This is a genomic window from Pseudoalteromonas sp. SWN166, assembly GCF_015864485.1.
Taxonomy (GTDB): domain Bacteria; phylum Pseudomonadota; class Gammaproteobacteria; order Enterobacterales; family Alteromonadaceae; genus Pseudoalteromonas.
This window is the reverse complement of sequence record NZ_JADYXB010000005.1, coordinates 81,202-100,890: the sequence shown is the minus strand read 5'-3', so window position 1 is coordinate 100,890 and position 19,689 is coordinate 81,202. Positions and strand designations below refer to the sequence as shown.

The following is a 19,689-nucleotide window of genomic DNA, read 5'->3' as shown; positions in this document are numbered from 1 at the left end:
ACCTAATTTTATAAAAATCATCCCTACATAGGTAAAAATAATAAAGAATAACAAACGCCTATTTTATAAAATTAGTCTTTAACTATACGGAGTAAATATCTATTTTGAACTGGCAATCTTTAGTCGATAACAGACAACGCTTTTTTTGGCTTTTGCAAATTGCAGGCTGGATTGGTTATGCGTTAGTAAATTATATTGGCTCTAAAGTATTTGAAATGCGTGATATTTACGTATTTGTTATTTTACTCAATGCTTACGCTGGTTGCTTAATGACAGTGCCGCTTAGGTATATCTACCGTAAAATTTGGAATGCTTCGCCCTGGGTATTAATGATTGTAGTATTTGGTGCCTCTTATATAACAGGTACTTTATGGGCTGTTGTTCAAAAATTTAATTTGTGGGAAATATATCGCCATGGCTATAGGCCTGAGGAGTGGTTTTATTACCTGCAACAAGGCTTAGATTCAGTTTATATTATACTGTGTTGGAGCGGATTATATTTTGGTGTTAAGTATTATCAATTGTTACAAGGTGAACGCCAAAAAGCGCTTAAAGCGACAACCATGGCACACGAAGCACAATTAAAAATGTTGAGATACCAACTTAATCCTCATTTTTTATTTAATACACTTAATGCTATTTCCACATTAATTTTGGTAAAAGAAAACAAAGATGCTAATTTAATGGTGTCGAAGCTTAGTGATTTTTTGCGTTATACACTCAATACCGATCCAATTAAAAAAGTACCGTTGGAGCAAGAGCTGCATGCACTTATGTTGTACCTTGAAATTGAACGTGTTCGTTTTGACGAACGACTAAAAGTTAACGTTGAAGTAAGCGAGGAAGCTAAACAAGCATTATTGCCAAGCTTAATTTTGCAACCGATTATTGAAAATGCAATTAAGTATGCTATTGCTCATCTAACAGAAGGTGGTGTAATAGATATTAAAGCGCAGGTGTTTGCTAACGAATTATTATTAGAAGTTGGCGATAACGGCCCAGGTACAGACATAAAAGATGGCCAGTTAGTCAATGCACAGGGCGTTGGTGTAGCAAACACAAAAGATAGATTAAAAACGCTCTACGAGAATAATTATTCGTTTGTATTATCACATAATACGCCAAGTGGATTAAAAGTTAATCTGCGAATCCCGTTTGAGAAGGCTGTGAAGAAATGATAAAAATAAAAACACTTATTGTTGATGATGAACCATTAGCACGTAAAGGTTTAGATGTAAGGCTTGCAGAGTTTGCTGATATTGAAGTAATCAAACTATGCAGCTCAGGTGCTGATGCTATTGAAACATGTAAAAACGAAAAAATAGACTTAGTATTTCTAGATATTCAAATGCCAGGCATGAATGGCTTTGAAGTTGCCCGAGCGCTTAGTGAAAGCACAAAAGTGCTTCCTGCTATTGTGTTTGTAACTGCTTTTGATCAATTTGCTGTTAAAGCGTTTGAAATTCATGCTTTAGATTACATTTTAAAACCCGTTGATGATAACAGACTAAAACAGGCGGTAGAAAAAGTGCATACCTACTTAAAAACGCAGCAAGACAACGCCCATAAGAAAAAACTAGCGAGTTTTGTAGCCGGGATCACTGGTAATAATTGCGAAGAAATTCTAAAAAAATTAGCCACTGGCGACACCTTAACAGACAGGCGTTACCCAGAGTCACTCGCTGTAAAAGAGCAGGGGGAAATAGTTAGAGTCCCCGTTGCTACTATTCAATGGGTTGATGCTGCTGGCGACTACATGTGTTTACATTGTGAAGATGGTCAAACACATATTTTACGTAAAACAATGAAAGAGCTAGAACAAGAGCTCGACCCTCAGTTGTTTGTACGCGTACACCGCAGTGCAATAGTAAATACAAAGCAAATTAGTAAGTTAGTTACGCAGGTAAGTGGTGAGTATTTATTAGTACTTGAAAACGGACAAGAGCTTAAAGTAAGCCGTAGCTACCGTGATAAAGTAAAAGCAGCACTAGCAAGTTAAAACCAACGCTTTTACTACAGATACAAAAAATGCGAGCTAAGCTCGCATTTTTTATATTTAGTAATTATACCAATCCGCAATAATACTTAATCATTTTGCGGGACTAAACGTGTCGCTACCTGTGTTAAAAAATTCTCATTTACGACTGCATGGATGCAGAAGGTAGAGCAATGCAGGAGCAATTGCCGAGAACAACTAAATAGCGAGTTTTTTGCCTAGCTATCAACACGTTTTTCTATCCTCAAAATAGATCACTTAATTAAGCGAATTGGTATTAATTATGCAACGGTTACAATTTTCATTGTATTAGTTGCGCCCACAGTTTCCATTGAGTCACCGTGAGTAATAATAACTGTATCGCCAGCTTGTAGTGAGCCTTGAGCTACAAGTGTATCAAGTGCTGCTTTTACCATGCCGTCTTTTTCAGTTTTTGTAGAATCAAAAAACACCGGGTAAACACCACGATAAAGTGCAGTTTGACCTAATGTGCTTGCATGACGAGAAAGCGAGTAGATAGGTAAACCTGAGCTTATACGCGACATTAATTTAGCCGTACTACCAGATTCAGTGAGTGTGATAATTGCTTTAACCGAATCTAAGTGATTAGCTGCATACATAGCAGAAAGCGCGATAGATTCAGCGTTGTTAGAAAAACGACTATCTAAACGATGCTTAGAAACGTGTGTTTCTTTTTGCGACTCAGCACCTAAACAAACACGTGCCATAGTTGCCACTGTTTCTTCAGGATAATCACCCGCTGCTGTTTCAGCTGAAAGCATAACAGCATCAGTACCATCAAGAACAGCATTTGCCACATCCATAACTTCTGCACGTGTAGGCATAGGGTTATCGATCATCGATTCCATCATTTGCGTTGCTGTTACTACAGTACGATTTAATGAACGAGCACGACGAATAATTAGTTTTTGCTTGCCCATAAGTGCAGCATCACCAATTTCAACACCTAAATCACCACGAGCAACCATTACTGCGTCAGACGCTAGAATAATGTCATCAACGGCTTCTTGTGTTTCAACGGCTTCAGCACGTTCAATTTTTGCAAGTAGTTGTGCTTTTGAACCAGCAGCTTCAGCAAGTGAGCGTACGTAGCGCATATCGTCGCCACTACGTGGGAATGATACGGCAATGTAATCTACGTCAATTTCAGCGGCAGTTATTAAATCTTCTTTGTCTTTTTCAGTAAATGCTGGAGCCGTTAAGCCACCACCTAAACGGTTAATGCCTTTATTGTTAGATAAAACGCCACCAACAGTTACAGTACAATGTACTAAATGCCCAGCAACTTCATCAACACTAAGTTGGATAAGGCCATCGTTTAGTAAAAGTAAATCGCCAGTGGTTACATCGTTAGGTAACTCTTTGTAGTCGATACCTACAGAGTTTACGTCGCCTTCGCCTTTTTCCATTTTTGCATCAAGGGTAAATTTTGCACCTACAGCAAGTGTTACTTTACCTTCTTTAAAAGTAGAAACACGGATTTTAGGACCTTGAAGGTCAGCAAGGATAGCAATATGCTTGCCTAATCTTTTTGCGATATCGCGCACTGCTTGTGCACGGTCTTTATGATCTTGGGCAACACCATGTGAGAAGTTTAAACGTACTACATTTGCCCCAGCGATAATAATTTTTTCTAGGTTGTTATCTCTATCGGTAGCAGGTCCAAGGGTAGCGACTATCTTTGTGCGTCTTAGCATCAATTTCTCCTGAGTGCTTGGTGAAAGCATGTTGACGATTATTTTGTTGACTTAATCTAACTATATTAGAACAAAATATTTTAGTTATGAGCAAACTTCAAATGTTTGCCACTATTTTATACAAAACTATTGTGTCATCATTATGACACCGGTGTCAGAATGCGTCAATGATCTTAATTTCAATTAGCTTTGCTTTTAGTCAACCCGAGAGCATCGATGTTTGATATAATTACATAGCTTATTTATCTGTAATAAAAAAGCATGTTGTTACTTGCTCATGGTTAGCATTTTATGACTGCATGAGTATAATGCACGCGGTATTATTTAATTTATACACTGAATTTTCTACCCAAATAGTTGTTACCGAGGAGGACACTAAATGCAAGTTGCATTAGTAGGGTTAGGCGTTATGGGGAAAAATCTTGCCCTAAACTTGATTGAAAAAGGGATAACGCTAGTCGCTTATGACAAAAACCCACATGCGGGTGAAGAGTTACTAAGTTGTGCTAAATCTCAAGGCATGGCTGATAGGCTTCACATTGTTTCTGACTTAAGAGACATGGTTAGACGTTTAGAAGCACCTCGTTCTATTTTGTTACTTGTTCCTGCTGGCGAATTAGTTGATTCTGTTTGTAATGAACTAGTTGAAGCAGGCGTAGAATGTAACGATATCATTGTTGATTGCGGTAACAGTAATTATAAAGATGGTATAACTCGCAAACTCAAATACCAAAATAAATTTGAATTTGCCACTATGGGCATTTCAGGTGGGGCAGAAGGTGCTCGCCACGGTCCTGCAATGATGGCAAGTGGCTCTGAAGGCGGTTGGGGTCGAATAGAACCTTGGTTCGAAAAAGCTGCAGCAAGCTTTAATGGCGAATCGTGTTTTGCACGTGTTGGTCAATCAGCCAGTGGACACTTTGTAAAAATGGTTCACAACGGTATTGAATATGCACTTATGCAACTTATTGCAGAAGTATATCAATTACTACGTATCGGCACAGACCGTTCACCTAAAGAAGTTGCTGAGATATTTAATGACTGGTCAGAAGGTCAATTAAACAGCTACTTACTCTCTATTTCTAGCCATATATTGTCACTTGAAAATCATAATAATGTGCCGCTTGCAGATTTAATTGATAATAAAGTAGGCGCTAAAGGTACTGGCCTTTGGACTGCCCAAAATGCATTAGAGCTTGGCATTGCTGTGCCATCACTCGTTGCTGCTGTACAAGCTCGTCATTTAACTAATGCGTGTAATACAACAGCTGCACAAGAAATGTCATATGCGTCTAAATCAACTAACAGTGTTGAGATTGATCTAGAAGAGCTAAAAGAAGCCTTCTTACTTGCAAGTTTACTTGCATATCGTCAAGGTTTAGCGCTAATTAAAGGTGCATCTCGTACTCACCAGTGGAAAGTTGATTTATCTAAAACGCTTCAAACGTGGCGTGCTGGTTGTATTATTCGTGCTGACTACCTTGATAGTGTTGCACAAGGTGTTCAGTTTATTGATACCCTTGAAAAAGAGTCTAACTCTTTACGAAAAATTACCGGCCAAGCAATAATGACGGGTTTAGCATTTCCAGTATTGGGCGCTACACAAACATATTTAGCAACATTAACGACACCGAGTAATGGGCATTTAGTACAAGCCCAGCGTGATTACTTTGGTGAGCATGGCGTAAAAACCCACAGTGGTGAAACATGCCATTTAACTGACCTAGTAGATATTGACGCTAAAGTTAGATAATAAACAGTTGTTTAAAACGATAAAGGCACGCTATTTAGCGTGCCTTTTGTATTTTTAGCTTTGCGAAATTTAACGGCTTAACTCACCACGTAAATTGTCTTGCATTAAATGACGAATCGTCTCGACCTCTAGCTTTTGGCTAAATAAATAATGCAATTTAGTTAAACAGGCCTCAAGGGTCATATCGTACCCACTAATTACACCAATATTTAACAGCGCATTACCTGTAGCATAACCGCCCATGTTTACATGGCCTTTTAAGCACTGGGTTAAATTAACAATGACGACACCGCGCTTGCTTGCATCTTCAAGTATTGATAAAAAGTTAGGATCTTGTGGTGCATTACCCACACCAAAGCTAAGTAACACAAGCGCCTTAATACTGCCATTAACTAAACTTTTAACCACTTCTTGACTAATACCAGGGTATAAATAAAGCACACCAATAGGTTGAGGTGTAATAGGGGTTACTTGAAGTTCGTTTTCAACATAAGGGCTAAGCTGGCCTTTAATAAGCTCAATGCTAATACCTGATAGCGCTAAAGGATCGAGATTGGGTGAGGCGAATGCATTAAAACCATCAGCATGTGCTTTAGTTGCTCTATTACCTCTAAATAGCTGGTTATTAAAAAATAAGCTTACCTCAGCAATAGGGTAGTTGGCTGCTAAATACATGGCATTGAGTAAGTTAACTTGTCCGTCAGATCGCAATTGAGATAGTGGTATTTGTGAGCCTGTTACAATCACAGGTTTAGTTAAATTTTCGAACATGAATGACAGTGCTGAGGCTGTATATGCCATGGTATCGGTACCATGTAGGACAACAAAGCCGTCATAGTCTTGATATTTGCTTTTAATGTCATCAGCAATAAGTTGCCAATGCTCAGGAGACATATCTGATGAATCAATAAGCGGGCAGTATTCGTGAATATCAAATAAAGGCATTTCATCGCGGTTAAACTCTGCGTTATTAACCACTGTTTCTGTTAAAAAACCTTCAGCCGGAATATAGCCTCGGCTCGATTTTTTCATCCCTATAGTACCGCCTGTATAAGCGATATAAATGCGTTTACGTTTCATAAAAAAAGCCCAGTAAAAAAACTGGGCTTAGTATAACGTTAAGTAACTTTAAATACAGCTGCTTAGAGTAGTAGGTGCACTTTTATTGTGCAACGTTACACACTAAACAACGAGCATATACACCCTGTGGATCGTTGTAATCTTTAAGGTTTTCTACTTCAGTGCTTAATTGGTTAATAACGCTTTGCAAGTTAGCTTGCGTTGCTAACACTGATGTTTTTTGTGTTTGAAAACCAAGCATAGATTTAATAGACGCGTTACCAAAAATGTCTTGAATCATTTTTTCTTGCGGGCTTAAATCTTGTTTAATAGTTTTAACTTCATAATGATTTAGTTTAGCAAGTGCAGCAGCGGCTTCAATCGCATCTTGTTTGTCGCCTAGCTTATCAACTAAACCAAGTTCTTGCGCTTGAGATGCAATCCAAACACGACCTTGGGCAATTTTATCAACTTGCTCAGGTGTCATATTACGCGCATCAGCGACAACATTTAAAAAGCGACCGTATGCTTCTTCAACACTCATTTGAATTACTTCACCCATTTTTTCGTTAAGTGGGCGAGTGATTGAAAAACCAGCCATTTCGGTGGTTGCAACGCCATCTGAATAAACACCAATTTTAGATAAAGTTTTCTCAAATGTCATGAACGTACCAAACACACCAATTGAACCTGTAATAGTACTCGGTGCTGCCCAAATTTCGTTTGCAGCAGAAGCAATCCAATAACCACCCGATGCAGCTACAGAGCTCATAGATGCAATAACGGGCTTACCAGCAGCTTTAAGTGCTAATACTTCTGCACGAATAACTTCAGAGGCAAACATACTCCCGCCACCTGAATCTATACGTAGTACAACCGCTTTAACTTTGTCATCAAGGCGCGCTTTACGAAGAAGGGCTGCTGTAGAGTCGCCACCAATTTCACCGGCTTTACGCTCACCATCAACAATCGTACCTTTAGCAACAACAACGGCTACTTTTTCAGTAATAGGATTATCAAATTCAATAGGAGGTTTAACCAAGCTCAAGTATTCACGAAATGAAACTTGCTTAAACGTTTTACCGTCTTCTTGTGCGCCAACTAAATCAATTAACTGTTTGCGAACTTGTTGATTAGTTTTTAATGAGTCAACCCACTGGTGATCAAGTGCATATTTACCTGCATCGCCATCGGCAGCTTTCATTTTTTCAAGATATACGTCCATTGTTTCGTCAAAGTTTGACTCATCAAAAGGGCGAACAGCGGCAACATCTTGTTTGTATTCACTCCAAAGAGCGCCTAACCAAACGCGGTTAGCTTCTTTAGCTGCATCAGACATGTCGTTACGAATAAAAGGTTCTACCGCTGACTTAAATGTACCAACACGGAAAATATGCTGCGTTACTTCAAGCTTTTCAAGAGCATCTTTAAAGTAAAGTGGGTACATGCCATAACCTTCAATACCTACGCTACCGTACGGGTGCATAGCTATTTCATCAGCATGTGATGCAATATAATATTGTGCTTGAGTATAGTAATAACCCGATGCAATTACTTTTTTACCTGCTTGTTTGAATGAATCAATAGCATTAGTAATTTGCTTGAGCTTATTTAAATGCGCTTTAGGCATTTCTTGTAAATCAAGCAGCATCACCGTAATACGGTCGTCTTTAGTCGCTTCGTTTATTACTTCAACAATATCGTCGAGTAAAATTTCGCTTGGCGCTTCAGAACCAGAAGTAGCATCGCTAATTGCAGCTTCGACTGGATCTATATAAGTTTTTTCCTCAACAATAGGGCCATTAAGGTTAAGCCTAAGCACAGAGCCATTTTCTACAATTATTTTATCGTCGTCACTTGAAAGCGAAACGAAAAAAACGATGACCAGTAATAAAAACAGAATGTTGAGTATTAAACGGCGTGAAAAGTTGATTCCAGCCCAAATACCTTTAAATACCTTTGCTATCAAAATAGCTCCTTAATTTGGTACAGTTAATACATTAGTTCCATCTTAGCCTAGAATAAAAATAAATTTAACTGCTAAATCGTAACGAAGTGTTTATGAGATGGTATTAGCACATGTTTTTACAGCTATTTTTAATTAAATGAAGGCACATATTGCTTATTGCTTGCCATTAAAGCAGAATTAGCTAATGTATACAGGTTAGACCAGTTAACGGGGCACAGGATGTTAGAACAACAATTACAATTAAAACACACACAATTACGTAACCGCTTAGTCATGGGCTCAATGCATACGGGCCTTGAAGAAGGCTGGCATAACCGCAAGCGCTTGCGTGCTTTTTATGAAGCGCGTGCTAAAGGCGGCACTGCTATGTTAATTACGGGCGGATACAGCCCAAATTTACGTGGCAAGTTAACACCCATTTCATCTTCATTTAATAGTTATTACGATGTATTTAAACATCGCGCGTACACAGATGCGGTGCATAAGCACGGCGGAAAAATTTGTTTGCAATTATTACATGCAGGTCGCTATGCATACCACCCATTTAACCAAGCACCCAGTGCAATAAAAGCACCTATTAATCCTTATAAACCTAAAGCGATGTCACTTAGCTCTATTAAAAAAACAATTAAAGACTTTGCGCATTCTGCCTATATGGCTGAAAAAGCCGGCTACGATGGCGTAGAGGTGATGGGTTCTGAAGGGTATTTGATTAATGAGTTTATGGCGCCACACACCAATAAACGTGAAGATGAGTTTGGTGGCAGCCTAGAAAACAGAATGCGACTTGCGCTTGAAATAGTAAAAGCGGTAAGGGCAAAAGTATCTGAACAATTTTTAATCATTTTTAGATTGTCGGTTATTGATTTAATTCCTAACGGCTCAACACCCGATGAAGTAACTATTCAAGCTACCGAGCTTGAAAAAGCGGGCGTTGATATTTTTAACACTGGCATTGGTTGGCACGAAGCACGTGTACCGACTATTGCGAGTATGGTGCCGCCAGGTGCATTTAAAGAAGCATCAAAACGTTTAAAAGACGTGGTGAGCGTGCCAGTTATTGCTGTTAACCGAATTAATACGCCAGACATTGCTAATGATATTTTAAATGCAGGCGAAGCCGATTTAATTTCAATGGCTCGCCCATTACTTGCCGATCCAGAGTTTTTTAATAAATACGCAAATAATCAATCTAAGCAAATTAATATTTGTATAGGGTGTAACCAAGGTTGTTTAGACCATGTATTTAAAAATAAACGTGCTACGTGTTTAGTTAATCCACAAGCTGCATTTGAGCTAGATTACCCGTTAGAACAAGCAACCAAAGCTAAAAATGTATTAGTAGTTGGTGCGGGTCCTGCGGGTTTATCGGCAAGTTGTTACTTGGCTCAAAAAGGGCACAAGGTCACGTTAATCGATCAAAAATCGCAAATGGGTGGTCAATTTAATTTAGCCATGCAAATACCGGGTAAAGAAGACTTTAACCATACCCTTACTTACTTTACTAATGAACTTGAGCGATTAAAAGTAACTGTAGAGCTTGGTAAAGCTTATGACGATTCAATGCTTAAAAACTATGACGATATCGTATTTGCAACTGGCGTTCGCCCACGTGAAGCATCAATTAAGTGTAGCGATGATAAGCGTGTGTTTGCTTATGATGAAGTTATACGCGGCGAAGTAGAGCTGGGTAAATCGATTGCTATTTTAGGGGCCGGCGGTATTGGTTTTGATATGGTTGCGTTTTTAAGTGAGCATAAATCACAAACAATTAGCGACTTTAAATCGCAATGGGGCATTGAGTGTGAACCTCAACCGCATAAAGACGAACGTCAATTGTATATGTTAAAACGCAGTGCGGGACGTTTTGGTAGTGAGCTTGGTAAAACAACCGGTTGGATACATCGTCAAGTTGCTAAGCAGCATGGTGTTAAACAAATTGCTGATTGCCAATACCAAAGTTTTGATAAAAACGGGCTAACTATTAATGTTGCTGGCGAAACTCAAGTACTGCCAGTAGACACTGTTATTGCCTGTATTGGTCAGGTTTCTAATAATGAAGTGCTAAAAAATCAGAGCGAAAATGCACAAGTACATGTAATTGGTGGGGCTAAACTAGCTGCAGCTATTGATGCAAAACGCGCTATTTTTGAAGCCCTACAAGTAGCAAGAAGTATTTAATATTTGTAAATAAATTGAATTAGTTTCTCAATTCATGCGGTCTTTGTTGTTTATAGTCTATAACTTAATAAACATTGAACACACAGGATACGCATGAATAAACTAATCAATATTTATAATACAGTATTGAGTAAATTATCATTTTTAGATGGTTTACCCGCTTTACTATTTCGCCTGATTTTAGCCCCAGTAATGATTATAGCGGGTTATAATAAACTCTCTATAAGCGGTGAAACAGAAGGCTTTTTTGATAAATTTTTAGCATCGCCTGATGTGGTTCAGTGGTTTGGTAATAGTGAATGGGGTTTAGGATTACCGTTTCCAGACTTACTGGCCTTTTTAGCTGGTTGGAGTGAGTTTTTAGGTGGTTGGTTTTTATTATTTGGCCTTTTAACTCGCTTGGTCAGTATCCCACTTATGTTCACAATGGTCGTTGCAGCAACCTCAGTGCATTGGCATAACGGTTGGTTTGCAGTTGCGCCAACTAATCCAGAAACAAGTGCTGCGCAAGTACTCGACTGGTTATCAATTCCCGGTGCTAAAGAAAGCCTCGAAAATTCATTAGAAGTACAAGACCGTATAGGAAAAATCCGTGGCTTAGTTGAAGATCACGGCTTTCCTGATTACCTCTACGAAAAAGGCAAACCATCTATTTTAAATAATGGTATAGAGTTTTCTGCAATATACTTTGCGATGCTCCTTAGCTTATTTTTTATGGGAGGAGGTCGCTTTGTTAGCATCGACTTCTGGTTAAAGCGAAATATTTTAAATCAATAGCGCTAAACCTACTTTAAGAAAGGCCGCATAAATTCATTTTGTGCGGTCATTTTACGTTTTAGGCTCCCAGTATTTATTTATTAAGGTTTTAAATGTTACTCTAGTATTTTGACTTTCGAGAAACTGTTATGAACGCTATCGAGCTTTTACTTACCCGACAATCAGACTCTAAACTAACTTCGCCAGGCCCAACACCTGAGCAGCTCGACATAATAAAGCAAGCAGCATTACGCGTTCCCGATCATGGTTGCATTGCCCCGTGGCAGTTTATAATTGTCGAAGGTGAAGCGCGTAATAAATTGGGTGATATTTATCATCAAAGTGCAGTAGCAGAGCAACAAGCAGAAAAAGTAATTAACCGTGCGAAAGAGCTTCCCCTTCGTGCACCTATGATTGTTATAGCGATTGCTAAATATCAAGAACACCCAAAAGTTCCTCGTATTGAACAAGTACAAAGTGCAGGGTGCAGTGTGCTTGCAATGCAACAAGCTGCATTTGCCCAAGGTTTAGGCGGCATTTGGCGCACAGGCTACTTTGCACAAAGTGCGGCAGTAAAAAAAGCACTTAACTTACATGAGCAAGATGAAATAGTAGGGTATTTATATATAGGTACACCAGAAGTCGATTGTAAAAAATCGCCTCGCCATAAGCCAGAACACTATTTTAGTAATTTGTGAAATAGTATGAACTTTGCGCAATTTACATAGTCATAATTCATTAAGGTTACAAAGAGTATTATTCAAAAGTTAATGGCTTGGCTGCAAGAAGCGCTTGGAAGCACTAAATTTACTAAATCTTCTTCAGTTTGTTTTTTAATCGGTTGTTTTTTGATACATTATGGAAAGTCTTAATAAAAATAACGATAAAGAAGACGAAAACTATGGGAAATTTATTTTTACAAGAAAAAGAGAATTGGCTAGCGTGGTCGATTTGGGGAATCATTGGTGCCTTTGTAACACTGTATGTTGCAATGAATACAAATGCATCGCACTTTATAGCAGGCTCTGCGATCGGCATGCTGGTGTTGCTCACTGTTTGGATGCAACAGACCAAGCGTTTTGATTTTGGCCGTGCATTTAAAATATGCTGCTATGTTTTACTACTTAGCATATTACCTGCTTTTATGTTTGTGGTTGTGCCAAGCGATGATTTAAATCGATTTGATTTAATTTTTCAAAGCGTAACATTCACAGCACTGAGTTTATTAGCATGCTTAATTTGTTCTTGGATTGCGCGCAGACCAAAACAATATTATTAAACGAATAAATTTGTAACTTTTTTAGCGTAACAAAAGAGTAAAGTGATTTGTTTTTAATCGATTAACTAATATTTACGATTAATTTATATTTAGCCCTTTACAAATAACACGTTTAACCATATTATTCGCGCCGTGCGGAGAGATGGCAGAGTGGTCGAATGCACCGGTCTTGAAAACCGGCATGGGTTTATAGCCCATCTAGGGTTCAAATCCCTATCTCTCCACCATTATTTAAAAAAACCGCCTTATGGGCGGTTTTTTGCTTTGTGGAGTTTAGTAAGTGACAAAAGCAACAAACCTTTCAACCTCGCAGCAATTAATAAAGCATCTTTTATTATGGACTGTGTTTGGTTACTGCTATCAAAGCGCTATTACTTTATTGGTCAAAATGGCGAGTGACGCACAACCAGAAAATTCCCTCATTACCGCTTTAGTTTATTGTGCGGGCTTTAATATTTTAGCTGCTCATCTCATTACCAAATACGACAAACATTGGCCGGTAATCGGTTCTATTTTTATTGGTTGTATAGGACTACTTGGCGTACCCTATTTACTGTTTGGTGAGTCAGGATTACTAGCGATCCCTTTACTTGCTGGAATTTTATTCACTTTACCGCTTTGCAGCTACATTGTTGGCCTAATTAAGGTGAAAGTCAGCAAAAACTAGCCCCAAACACGGTTTATTTTGTGATAGCATATATGTGTCTTTTAACTAACAAAACGTGAACAACACATTATGTCAGATAATTTTACTACAGATGCTGAAAAAGCAAGTTACGGTATTGGCTTACAAATGGGTGAGCAACTTAAGTCTAATCCTTTTGAAGGCTTAAACCTAAATTCAGTATTTGAAGGCATGAAAGATGCGTACGCTGGTAGCGCTTTTCAAGTTGAGATCCCTGAGATCCAAGCTGCATTCGAAAAAATTAACGAAGAGATTCAAGCTCGTCGTGAAGAAGAGTCACAAGTACTTTCTGCTGAAGGTATTGCATTCTTAGAAGAAAACGCAAAACGTCCTGAAATCACAGTAACTGAGTCTGGTCTTCAATATGAAGTACTAGCAACTGGCGAAGGCGAAAAGCCGACTGCTGAGTCTACAGTACGTGTTGATTACCACGGTACATTAGTAAACGGTACTGTTTTTGATAGCTCATACGAGCGCGGTCAACCTGCTGAATTCCCAGTTGGTGGCGTGATCAAAGGTTGGACTGAAGCACTACAAATGATGCCTGTAGGTACTAAATGGCGTATTTACGTTCCTCATGAGCTTGCTTATGGTGAACGTGGCGCAGGTGCTGCAATCGCACCTTTCTCAACGCTTGTATTTGACGTTGAGCTACACGAAATCCTTTCTTAATTTAACTACTAATTAAGAATTTAAAAAGCCGTGTTCAATTTGAACACGGCTTTTTTGTGTTTGTAATTTAAGAGTTTTATACCAATTAGCTTAATTAAGTGATCTATTTTTCGCTAAGAAAATTGTGTCGATAACAAGGCAAAAATTTCGTTGTTTAGTTGTTACCACTAATTGCTTTTGCATTGCTCTACCTCCTGCATCCATGCAGTCGTATATCAGAAATTATTAACGCAGTTAGCGTCAGGTTTAATCCTTCAAATCGATTAAGTATTACTGCGTGTTGATATTATATATTCTAAAAATAAAAAACCGCCTTAATAAAATGCGGTTTTTAAATATATAAACTAAAGAGCTTGTCAGCTATTAAAAGTAGCCACGGATACCAAAGCGGAAGTTTCTGCCAGGTAGTGGGGCTTTATCTTTAATAAATGAGCTATGCACAAAGCCTAACTCATCAGTAATGTTATCCACGTTTATATAAAGCTGTGCATCTACACTGCCTAAACCTAATTGGTAATTAGCTTGTGCATCAAATAACGTATAGCCGTCCGTTTTTGTTTCAAATGCAGTTACATCGTTTTGATCAAAGTAATGAGTACCCGTCAGTGTTAGTTGTAAGTCACCTAAATCGTACTGTAACTCAGAGCCTAATTTATTGGCAGGGATACGCGGTAAGTTGCCTTCGTCGTCTTTTAGTTTTGCACGAGTTGAGTCACCAAATACTTTAACCATAGCGCTTGGGGTTACTTGGTAATGTGCGTCAAACTCAATTCCATAAAGCTCTGCGTCTTTACTTGTAAACTGATAAACCGCAACAGCATCGTCATGTGCACCAATAGCTGATTCTAAACCATCTTCTTCATCGTAAACTAAACCTGTATTTTCTTGGAAATAAAAGTTCTTAATATCGTTATAGAAAAAGTTAACGGTGTAACCAAAATCACCGCTAAAACGTCTAAAGCTTAAATCTAGGTTTGTTGAGGTTTCTTGCTTGATATTCTCTGGCTCAAAATGCGCTTCATTATCTTCAATGTTGTAACCAAGACCTAGCTCATAAGTGCCAGTTGCAATGTGTAAACCATTTGATAACAGCTCTGCCGAAAGTGGTGCTCGTTCTGAGTGAGAAATACTTGTCGCAATACTATGACCCGGCTTGTACTGCCAAATGGCACCGGCAGAGGCGCTTAAATTGGTAAAGCTTTTATTGTATCCAATAGTTTCTTCGTCGCTATGATCTATTTCTACTTCATCGTGGCTATGTTCGTGTGCCGTGATTTGGCTTTCAATTTTGTAATCTTCTACACGTGCACCAAGCTCTATTGTCACGTCGCCAAACTCACGCTCTTCTAGTAAATATAATGCGTTAGTTGTCGTTACACTCGCGGGTGTAAATGCTTCTTCACCAATTGCATCGTAGTCAGAATCGCTGTAGTGATAGCCAACCATGCCATGCCAATCAGCAAATTTATGCTCTACATTTAAACGTGCTTCAGTCGTTTTATTTTTAAAAGTAGTACCAATTTCGCCATCTTCAATTTCGCTGTGCGAATAATCTGTATAGCCAACACGTAGGTTGATGGTTTCAATCCAGTTATTATGAAAAGCGTAACTTACAAGCCCTTGCCAGCGGTCTTGCTCTAAATGTGCGTAAACTGGCTCTTCAGCAGCTTCATCTTCATGTTCTGCATGCTCTTCTTCAGTTTCACCTTCGTGATCGTGATGATGCTCATGCCCAGGAATGCCGTAATCAGTATCAATGCTGCCGTAAGAAAAACCAACCGTTAGGTGCTCTCCAACATAGCTAGTGCCAAAGTTAAGCGTTTCGCTATCAATAAAGGTGTTCTCTACTGAATCTTCTTTTTCAACATCGCCATCATCATCGGTGATAGTAAAGTTTGGTGTTTGGTAATCGTCGCCGCTGCGTTTTGTACCATCAAAATGAAAATTAAAGCCGTCATTACCAGTTTCAAGCTTTGCAGCAACTGTGTTTGCGTTAGATACAGTGTCGTGGCTGTATTCAGCCGCACCTGTTAAATCGTCAATATTGCTAGTAGGAATGCGGTTATCAACCACATTTACTACACCACCAATAGCGCCAGAGCCATAAAGTAGGGTGCTTGGACCACGTAATACTTCAATTTGCTCTGCAGCTAAACTATCGCTTGATGTTGCATGATCAGGGCCAATGCGTGATGCATCGCTGGCATCTAAACCGTTTTGCATAATTTTAACGCGAGGGCCATCTAAACCACGAATAATTGGGCTTGATGATACAGGGCCAAAGTAACTAGCATTTACGCCTGGTAAACCTTTAAGAGTTTCGCCAAGTGTTGGTTTAGATTTATTTCTTAATTCATCACCTGAAAGCACACTTACAGGTGAAATCATTTCTAGGCTGTTCTTATGAAGTGCAGAGGCATAAACAACCACTGTTTCAACCGATGTTGGTTTAAGTGACACAGACAGATTATTTGAAGATTCGGTAACAGCAATACGAGAGTCTATGTAGTTGTCTTTACTAATATGTAATTGGCTGTTTGCATCTATATCGATAGCAAACTCGCCTAAATCATTACTTTTAACGCTTTGGTTTTTGCCATGCACATGGATAGAGGCATTTTTAATTGGTTGATTTTTATCATCCATTACTTTACCAGTAACGGTTGCAGCCAAAGCTGATTGAGAACATAAAACAGAAAAAATAGCAGAGGAGATTAATGTTAACTTTGTCATGGATATATTGGTTCGTGGTTATTATGTTGTGATATAATATAACACCGTAAAATTAACGAATCAACAATGTTATAGTATAACTTTGTATTTTGCGTTCAAACCACTAAAAGTGCCGATAAACTGTTTGCTTTACTATAGAAGTTAATCTGGCATTAACTCTACTTTACTGTAACAAATCTACTCGTAGTACCCTCAAAGAATATCTGCTAATGATTATGGAGAGTAGTGTTTAAAGTATTGAATTTTATGTTTTTTACCTATAATTTATATTTTTTAATAGCTCCATCTATTATATAACGCTTCTTAAATTCACCATATTGTTAACAGTTAATTGTTTTATATCGTCGTATGTGTAATTATCTTGTGTAGTTTTAACGCTTTTTAGCTATCAATTATTGCTCAAAAGTACACATTTAAACACGCACAATAGTAGGCCAACATGTTTCTCAATCCTTATAGTGTAAAATTAGCATCCTCGTTTTTTTGTTTATCGGTACTTGCAGGGTGTCACAATGCGAAAGCTTCAGATCAAGATTCAACTAAAGGAGCCACTCCATTAAAAAAAGAGCATATAATTTTTGATTTTGAACAGGATAATTACAGCCAATATATAAATACAATTAATGGCTTTAGTACATTAATAAAGGAAGGTGGAAACCATAAATTAGCGGTGACATTAAAATCTAAATCTAATGTAGAAAGTGACTTTGAATTCATTAATCCAAAAGGATGGGATTGGCAAGCAACAGGAAGCTTTGCCCTTGCACTTGATATACAAAACCCTGATGAGGCTTCTACTCACCTATACATAAAGACAATAGACAAGTCGGGACAATTTCAATCTCGAAGTGTTGTTGTGCCAGCAAAGTCTCAAAATACGTATTACATAGAATTAAAAGGCGCAAATTTAAATGTTAATTCAGGTATTCGCTCAAACCCACCAAGTTGGAAAAGCAGTTATACGCCAATAATCTATAGAGGCGGACAAAAAACTATCGACGTTAGCAGCATTGTAAAAATATCATTTGGAGTAAAAGGGCTACTAGAGGATAAACGTTTTTTAATAGACAACTTACGCCTTATAAAGCCAACTAATTTTGATACTCACTATCTTAAAGGGTTAGTTGATAAATTTGGGCAAAATGCAAAATTAGACTTTACCAATAAAGTATCTTCAACAGAGCAGCTACAAGTTATTTCTCAAAAAGAGCAAATTAACTTACAAAACTCACCAATGAAAGGACGTTCTAAATATAGTGGCTGGAAAAACGGCCCACAATTAAAGGCAACGGGATATTTTAGAACCGAAAAATACCAAGGTAAATGGAGTTTAGTCGACCCAGAAGGTTATCTGTTTTTTTCAACCGGCATTGATAACGTTCGTATGGCAAATACTTCAACTATAACCGGTTACGATTTTGACCAAAGCTATATTAAGCAGCGCGAAGCTGGTGATTTAACACCAGAGGATTCTCTTGGGTTAAACCCAGCCCCAGAGGCAGCGTGGCCAACACGCTATAAAAGCTCAGCACTTAGAGCTGATATGTTTAATTGGTTACCCGAGCAAAATAACCCTTTAGCTGATAACTACGGCTACAGACGCGAAGTTCACAGTGGTGCAATTAAAAAAGGTGAAACGTTTAGCTTTTATCGCGCTAATTTAGAGCGAAAATATCAAACCCATAACAACAATGACTTAATGAAACAGTGGCAAAACACCACAGTGAAACGCATGCTTTCATGGGGCTTTACTTCTTTTGGCAATTGGATAGAAGAAGACTATTACCATACTAACCAATTACCTTACTTTGCTAATGCGTGGATCATTGGTAATTTCAAAACGGTAAGCAGTGGTAACGACTACTGGAGCCCATTACCTGACCCATTTGATCCATTATTCGTTGAGCGCGCAGATGTAACGCTTGCAAAAGTAGCCCAGCAAGTTAAAAACAGCCCTTGGTGTGTTGGTGTATTTATTGATAACGAAAAAAGCTGGGGCATGATGAATTCTGACGCCGCACGTTACGGCATAGCAATTAATACACTTAAAAATAATGCTCAAAATAGCCCGACAAAAGCGCAATTTGTTACCTTAATGAAAAATAAGTACAGCCAAATTAGCAAACTTAATAAAGCGTGGAATACACGTATTGCCTCATGGGATGAGTTTGCTTCAGGCGTGACACTCACGCAGTTTAACGAGCAAACTAATATCGATTTATCAGCGATGTTATTTCATTATGCTAATCAGTATTTTGCAGTGGTTGACGCTGCTATAGCTAAACATCTTCCCAACCAGCTGAATATGGGAGCACGTTTTGCTGACTGGGGTATGACGCCTGAAATAAGAGCCGCCGCTGCCGCGCATGTAGATGTGATGAGCTACAACTATTACCGAGAGGGATTAAATGAAGATTTTTGGGCATTTTTATCTGATATAGATATGCCAAGCATAATAGGTGAATTTCATAATGGTGCGCTTGATTCTGGGCTATTAAACCCAGGCCTTATACACACTCAATCTCAGCAAGAGCGTGGTACTAAATACAAAAAATATATGAATAGCGTTATAGATAACCCATATTTTGTTGGTGCGCATTGGTTTCAATACATAGACTCTCCACTAACTGGGCGAGCATACGATGGTGAAAACTACAATGTAGGCTTTGTAAATGTAGCTGACATTCCTTACAAACCGCTTGTAGATGCAGCTAAAAGCGTGAATAAATCGTTATATGAACGCAGGTATAATAATGCAAAAAATTAAATATATACTAGGGCGTGTTGATCTTTGTGGATTGAAATTTGTTCAATCTAGGGGCGATTAAATCGCGGCGCGAGGTTTGTAACCTAGTGGGCTAAGTAAAAACCGAGCAACAAAGAGTTAA

Annotated in this window: 14 protein-coding genes and 1 tRNA gene; 11 read left to right on the top strand and 4 right to left on the bottom strand. The window is 38.5% G+C overall.

Annotated features, from left to right (window positions below; translation table 11 throughout):
- Nucleotides 1-104: 104 nt before the first annotated feature.
- A complete protein-coding gene (locus I6F49_RS04670) occupies nucleotides 105-1,178 on the top strand; it encodes a sensor histidine kinase (protein ID WP_197178745.1) in 1,074 nt (357 codons plus the stop codon).
- The gene (locus I6F49_RS04665; RefSeq protein WP_197178743.1) at nucleotides 1,175-1,999 is read left to right on the top strand and encodes a LytR/AlgR family response regulator transcription factor; all 825 of its coding nucleotides are present in this window, start codon (nucleotides 1,175-1,177) and stop codon (nucleotides 1,997-1,999) included. The genes I6F49_RS04670 and I6F49_RS04665 overlap by 4 nt, the downstream gene beginning before the upstream one ends.
- A gap of 278 nt (nucleotides 2,000-2,277) precedes the next feature.
- On the opposite strand, the gene pyk is transcribed toward I6F49_RS04665, so the two are convergent.
- Nucleotides 2,278-3,714 (bottom strand): pyruvate kinase, encoded by a 1,437-nt coding sequence (pyk, locus tag I6F49_RS04660; protein ID WP_166419052.1) that lies wholly within the window; start codon nucleotides 3,712-3,714, stop codon nucleotides 2,278-2,280.
- Nucleotides 3,715-4,093: 379 nt separating this feature from the next.
- Here pyk and gndA point away from each other — a divergent pair, with 379 nt between their 5' ends.
- Entirely contained in the window at nucleotides 4,094-5,467 is a 1,374-nt protein-coding gene (gene gndA, locus I6F49_RS04655) for an NADP-dependent phosphogluconate dehydrogenase (protein ID WP_197178741.1), read from the top strand.
- Nucleotides 5,468-5,536: 69 nt separating this feature from the next.
- On the opposite strand, the gene ansA is transcribed toward gndA, so the two are convergent.
- On the bottom strand, nucleotides 5,537-6,547 hold the full coding sequence (gene ansA / locus I6F49_RS04650) for an asparaginase (RefSeq protein WP_197178740.1): 1,011 nt from the start codon (nucleotides 6,545-6,547) through the stop codon (nucleotides 5,537-5,539).
- 82 nt (nucleotides 6,548-6,629) lie between these two features.
- Nucleotides 6,630-8,495 (bottom strand): signal peptide peptidase SppA, encoded by a 1,866-nt coding sequence (sppA, locus tag I6F49_RS04645; protein WP_197178730.1) that lies wholly within the window; start codon nucleotides 8,493-8,495, stop codon nucleotides 6,630-6,632.
- Nucleotides 8,496-8,714: 219 nt separating this feature from the next.
- On the opposite strand from sppA, the gene I6F49_RS04640 reads away from it, so the two are divergent.
- The 7 genes from I6F49_RS04640 to I6F49_RS04610 all read left to right on the top strand — a co-directional run bounded on the left by I6F49_RS04640 (nucleotide 8,715) and on the right by I6F49_RS04610 (nucleotide 14,068).
- Nucleotides 8,715-10,676, top strand: coding sequence for an oxidoreductase (locus I6F49_RS04640; RefSeq protein WP_197178728.1), 1,962 nt, complete (start codon nucleotides 8,715-8,717; stop codon nucleotides 10,674-10,676).
- Between the two features lie 93 nt (nucleotides 10,677-10,769).
- Complete coding sequence (locus I6F49_RS04635) at nucleotides 10,770-11,453, top strand: HvfX family Cu-binding RiPP maturation protein (protein ID WP_197178720.1); 684 nt, start codon at nucleotides 10,770-10,772, stop codon at nucleotides 11,451-11,453.
- Nucleotides 11,454-11,581: 128 nt separating this feature from the next.
- Nucleotides 11,582-12,130 carry an NAD(P)H nitroreductase gene (locus I6F49_RS04630; RefSeq protein WP_197178712.1) on the top strand — a complete coding sequence of 183 codons (549 nt, stop codon included), beginning with the start codon at nucleotides 11,582-11,584 and terminating at the stop codon, nucleotides 12,128-12,130.
- 203 nt (nucleotides 12,131-12,333) lie between these two features.
- Entirely contained in the window at nucleotides 12,334-12,711 is a 378-nt protein-coding gene (locus I6F49_RS04625) for a hypothetical protein (protein ID WP_197139600.1), read from the top strand.
- 136 nt (nucleotides 12,712-12,847) lie between these two features.
- A tRNA-Ser gene (locus I6F49_RS04620) sits at nucleotides 12,848-12,938 on the top strand.
- A gap of 53 nt (nucleotides 12,939-12,991) precedes the next feature.
- Complete coding sequence (locus tag I6F49_RS04615) at nucleotides 12,992-13,378, top strand: hypothetical protein (protein ID WP_197178710.1); 387 nt, start codon at nucleotides 12,992-12,994, stop codon at nucleotides 13,376-13,378.
- Nucleotides 13,379-13,447: 69 nt separating this feature from the next.
- On the top strand, nucleotides 13,448-14,068 hold the full coding sequence (locus I6F49_RS04610; RefSeq protein ID WP_197178709.1) for an FKBP-type peptidyl-prolyl cis-trans isomerase: 621 nt from the start codon (nucleotides 13,448-13,450) through the stop codon (nucleotides 14,066-14,068).
- A 363-nt stretch (nucleotides 14,069-14,431) separates the two neighbouring features.
- On the opposite strand, the gene I6F49_RS04605 is transcribed toward I6F49_RS04610, so the two are convergent.
- Nucleotides 14,432-16,801, bottom strand: a complete 2,370-nt coding sequence (locus I6F49_RS04605; RefSeq protein WP_197178707.1) for a TonB-dependent receptor — start codon at nucleotides 16,799-16,801, stop codon at nucleotides 14,432-14,434.
- A gap of 439 nt (nucleotides 16,802-17,240) precedes the next feature.
- On the opposite strand from I6F49_RS04605, the gene I6F49_RS04600 reads away from it, so the two are divergent.
- The gene (locus tag I6F49_RS04600) at nucleotides 17,241-19,568 is read left to right on the top strand and encodes a beta-galactosidase (protein ID WP_197178705.1); all 2,328 of its coding nucleotides are present in this window, start codon (nucleotides 17,241-17,243) and stop codon (nucleotides 19,566-19,568) included.
- Nucleotides 19,569-19,689 lie beyond the last annotated feature (121 nt).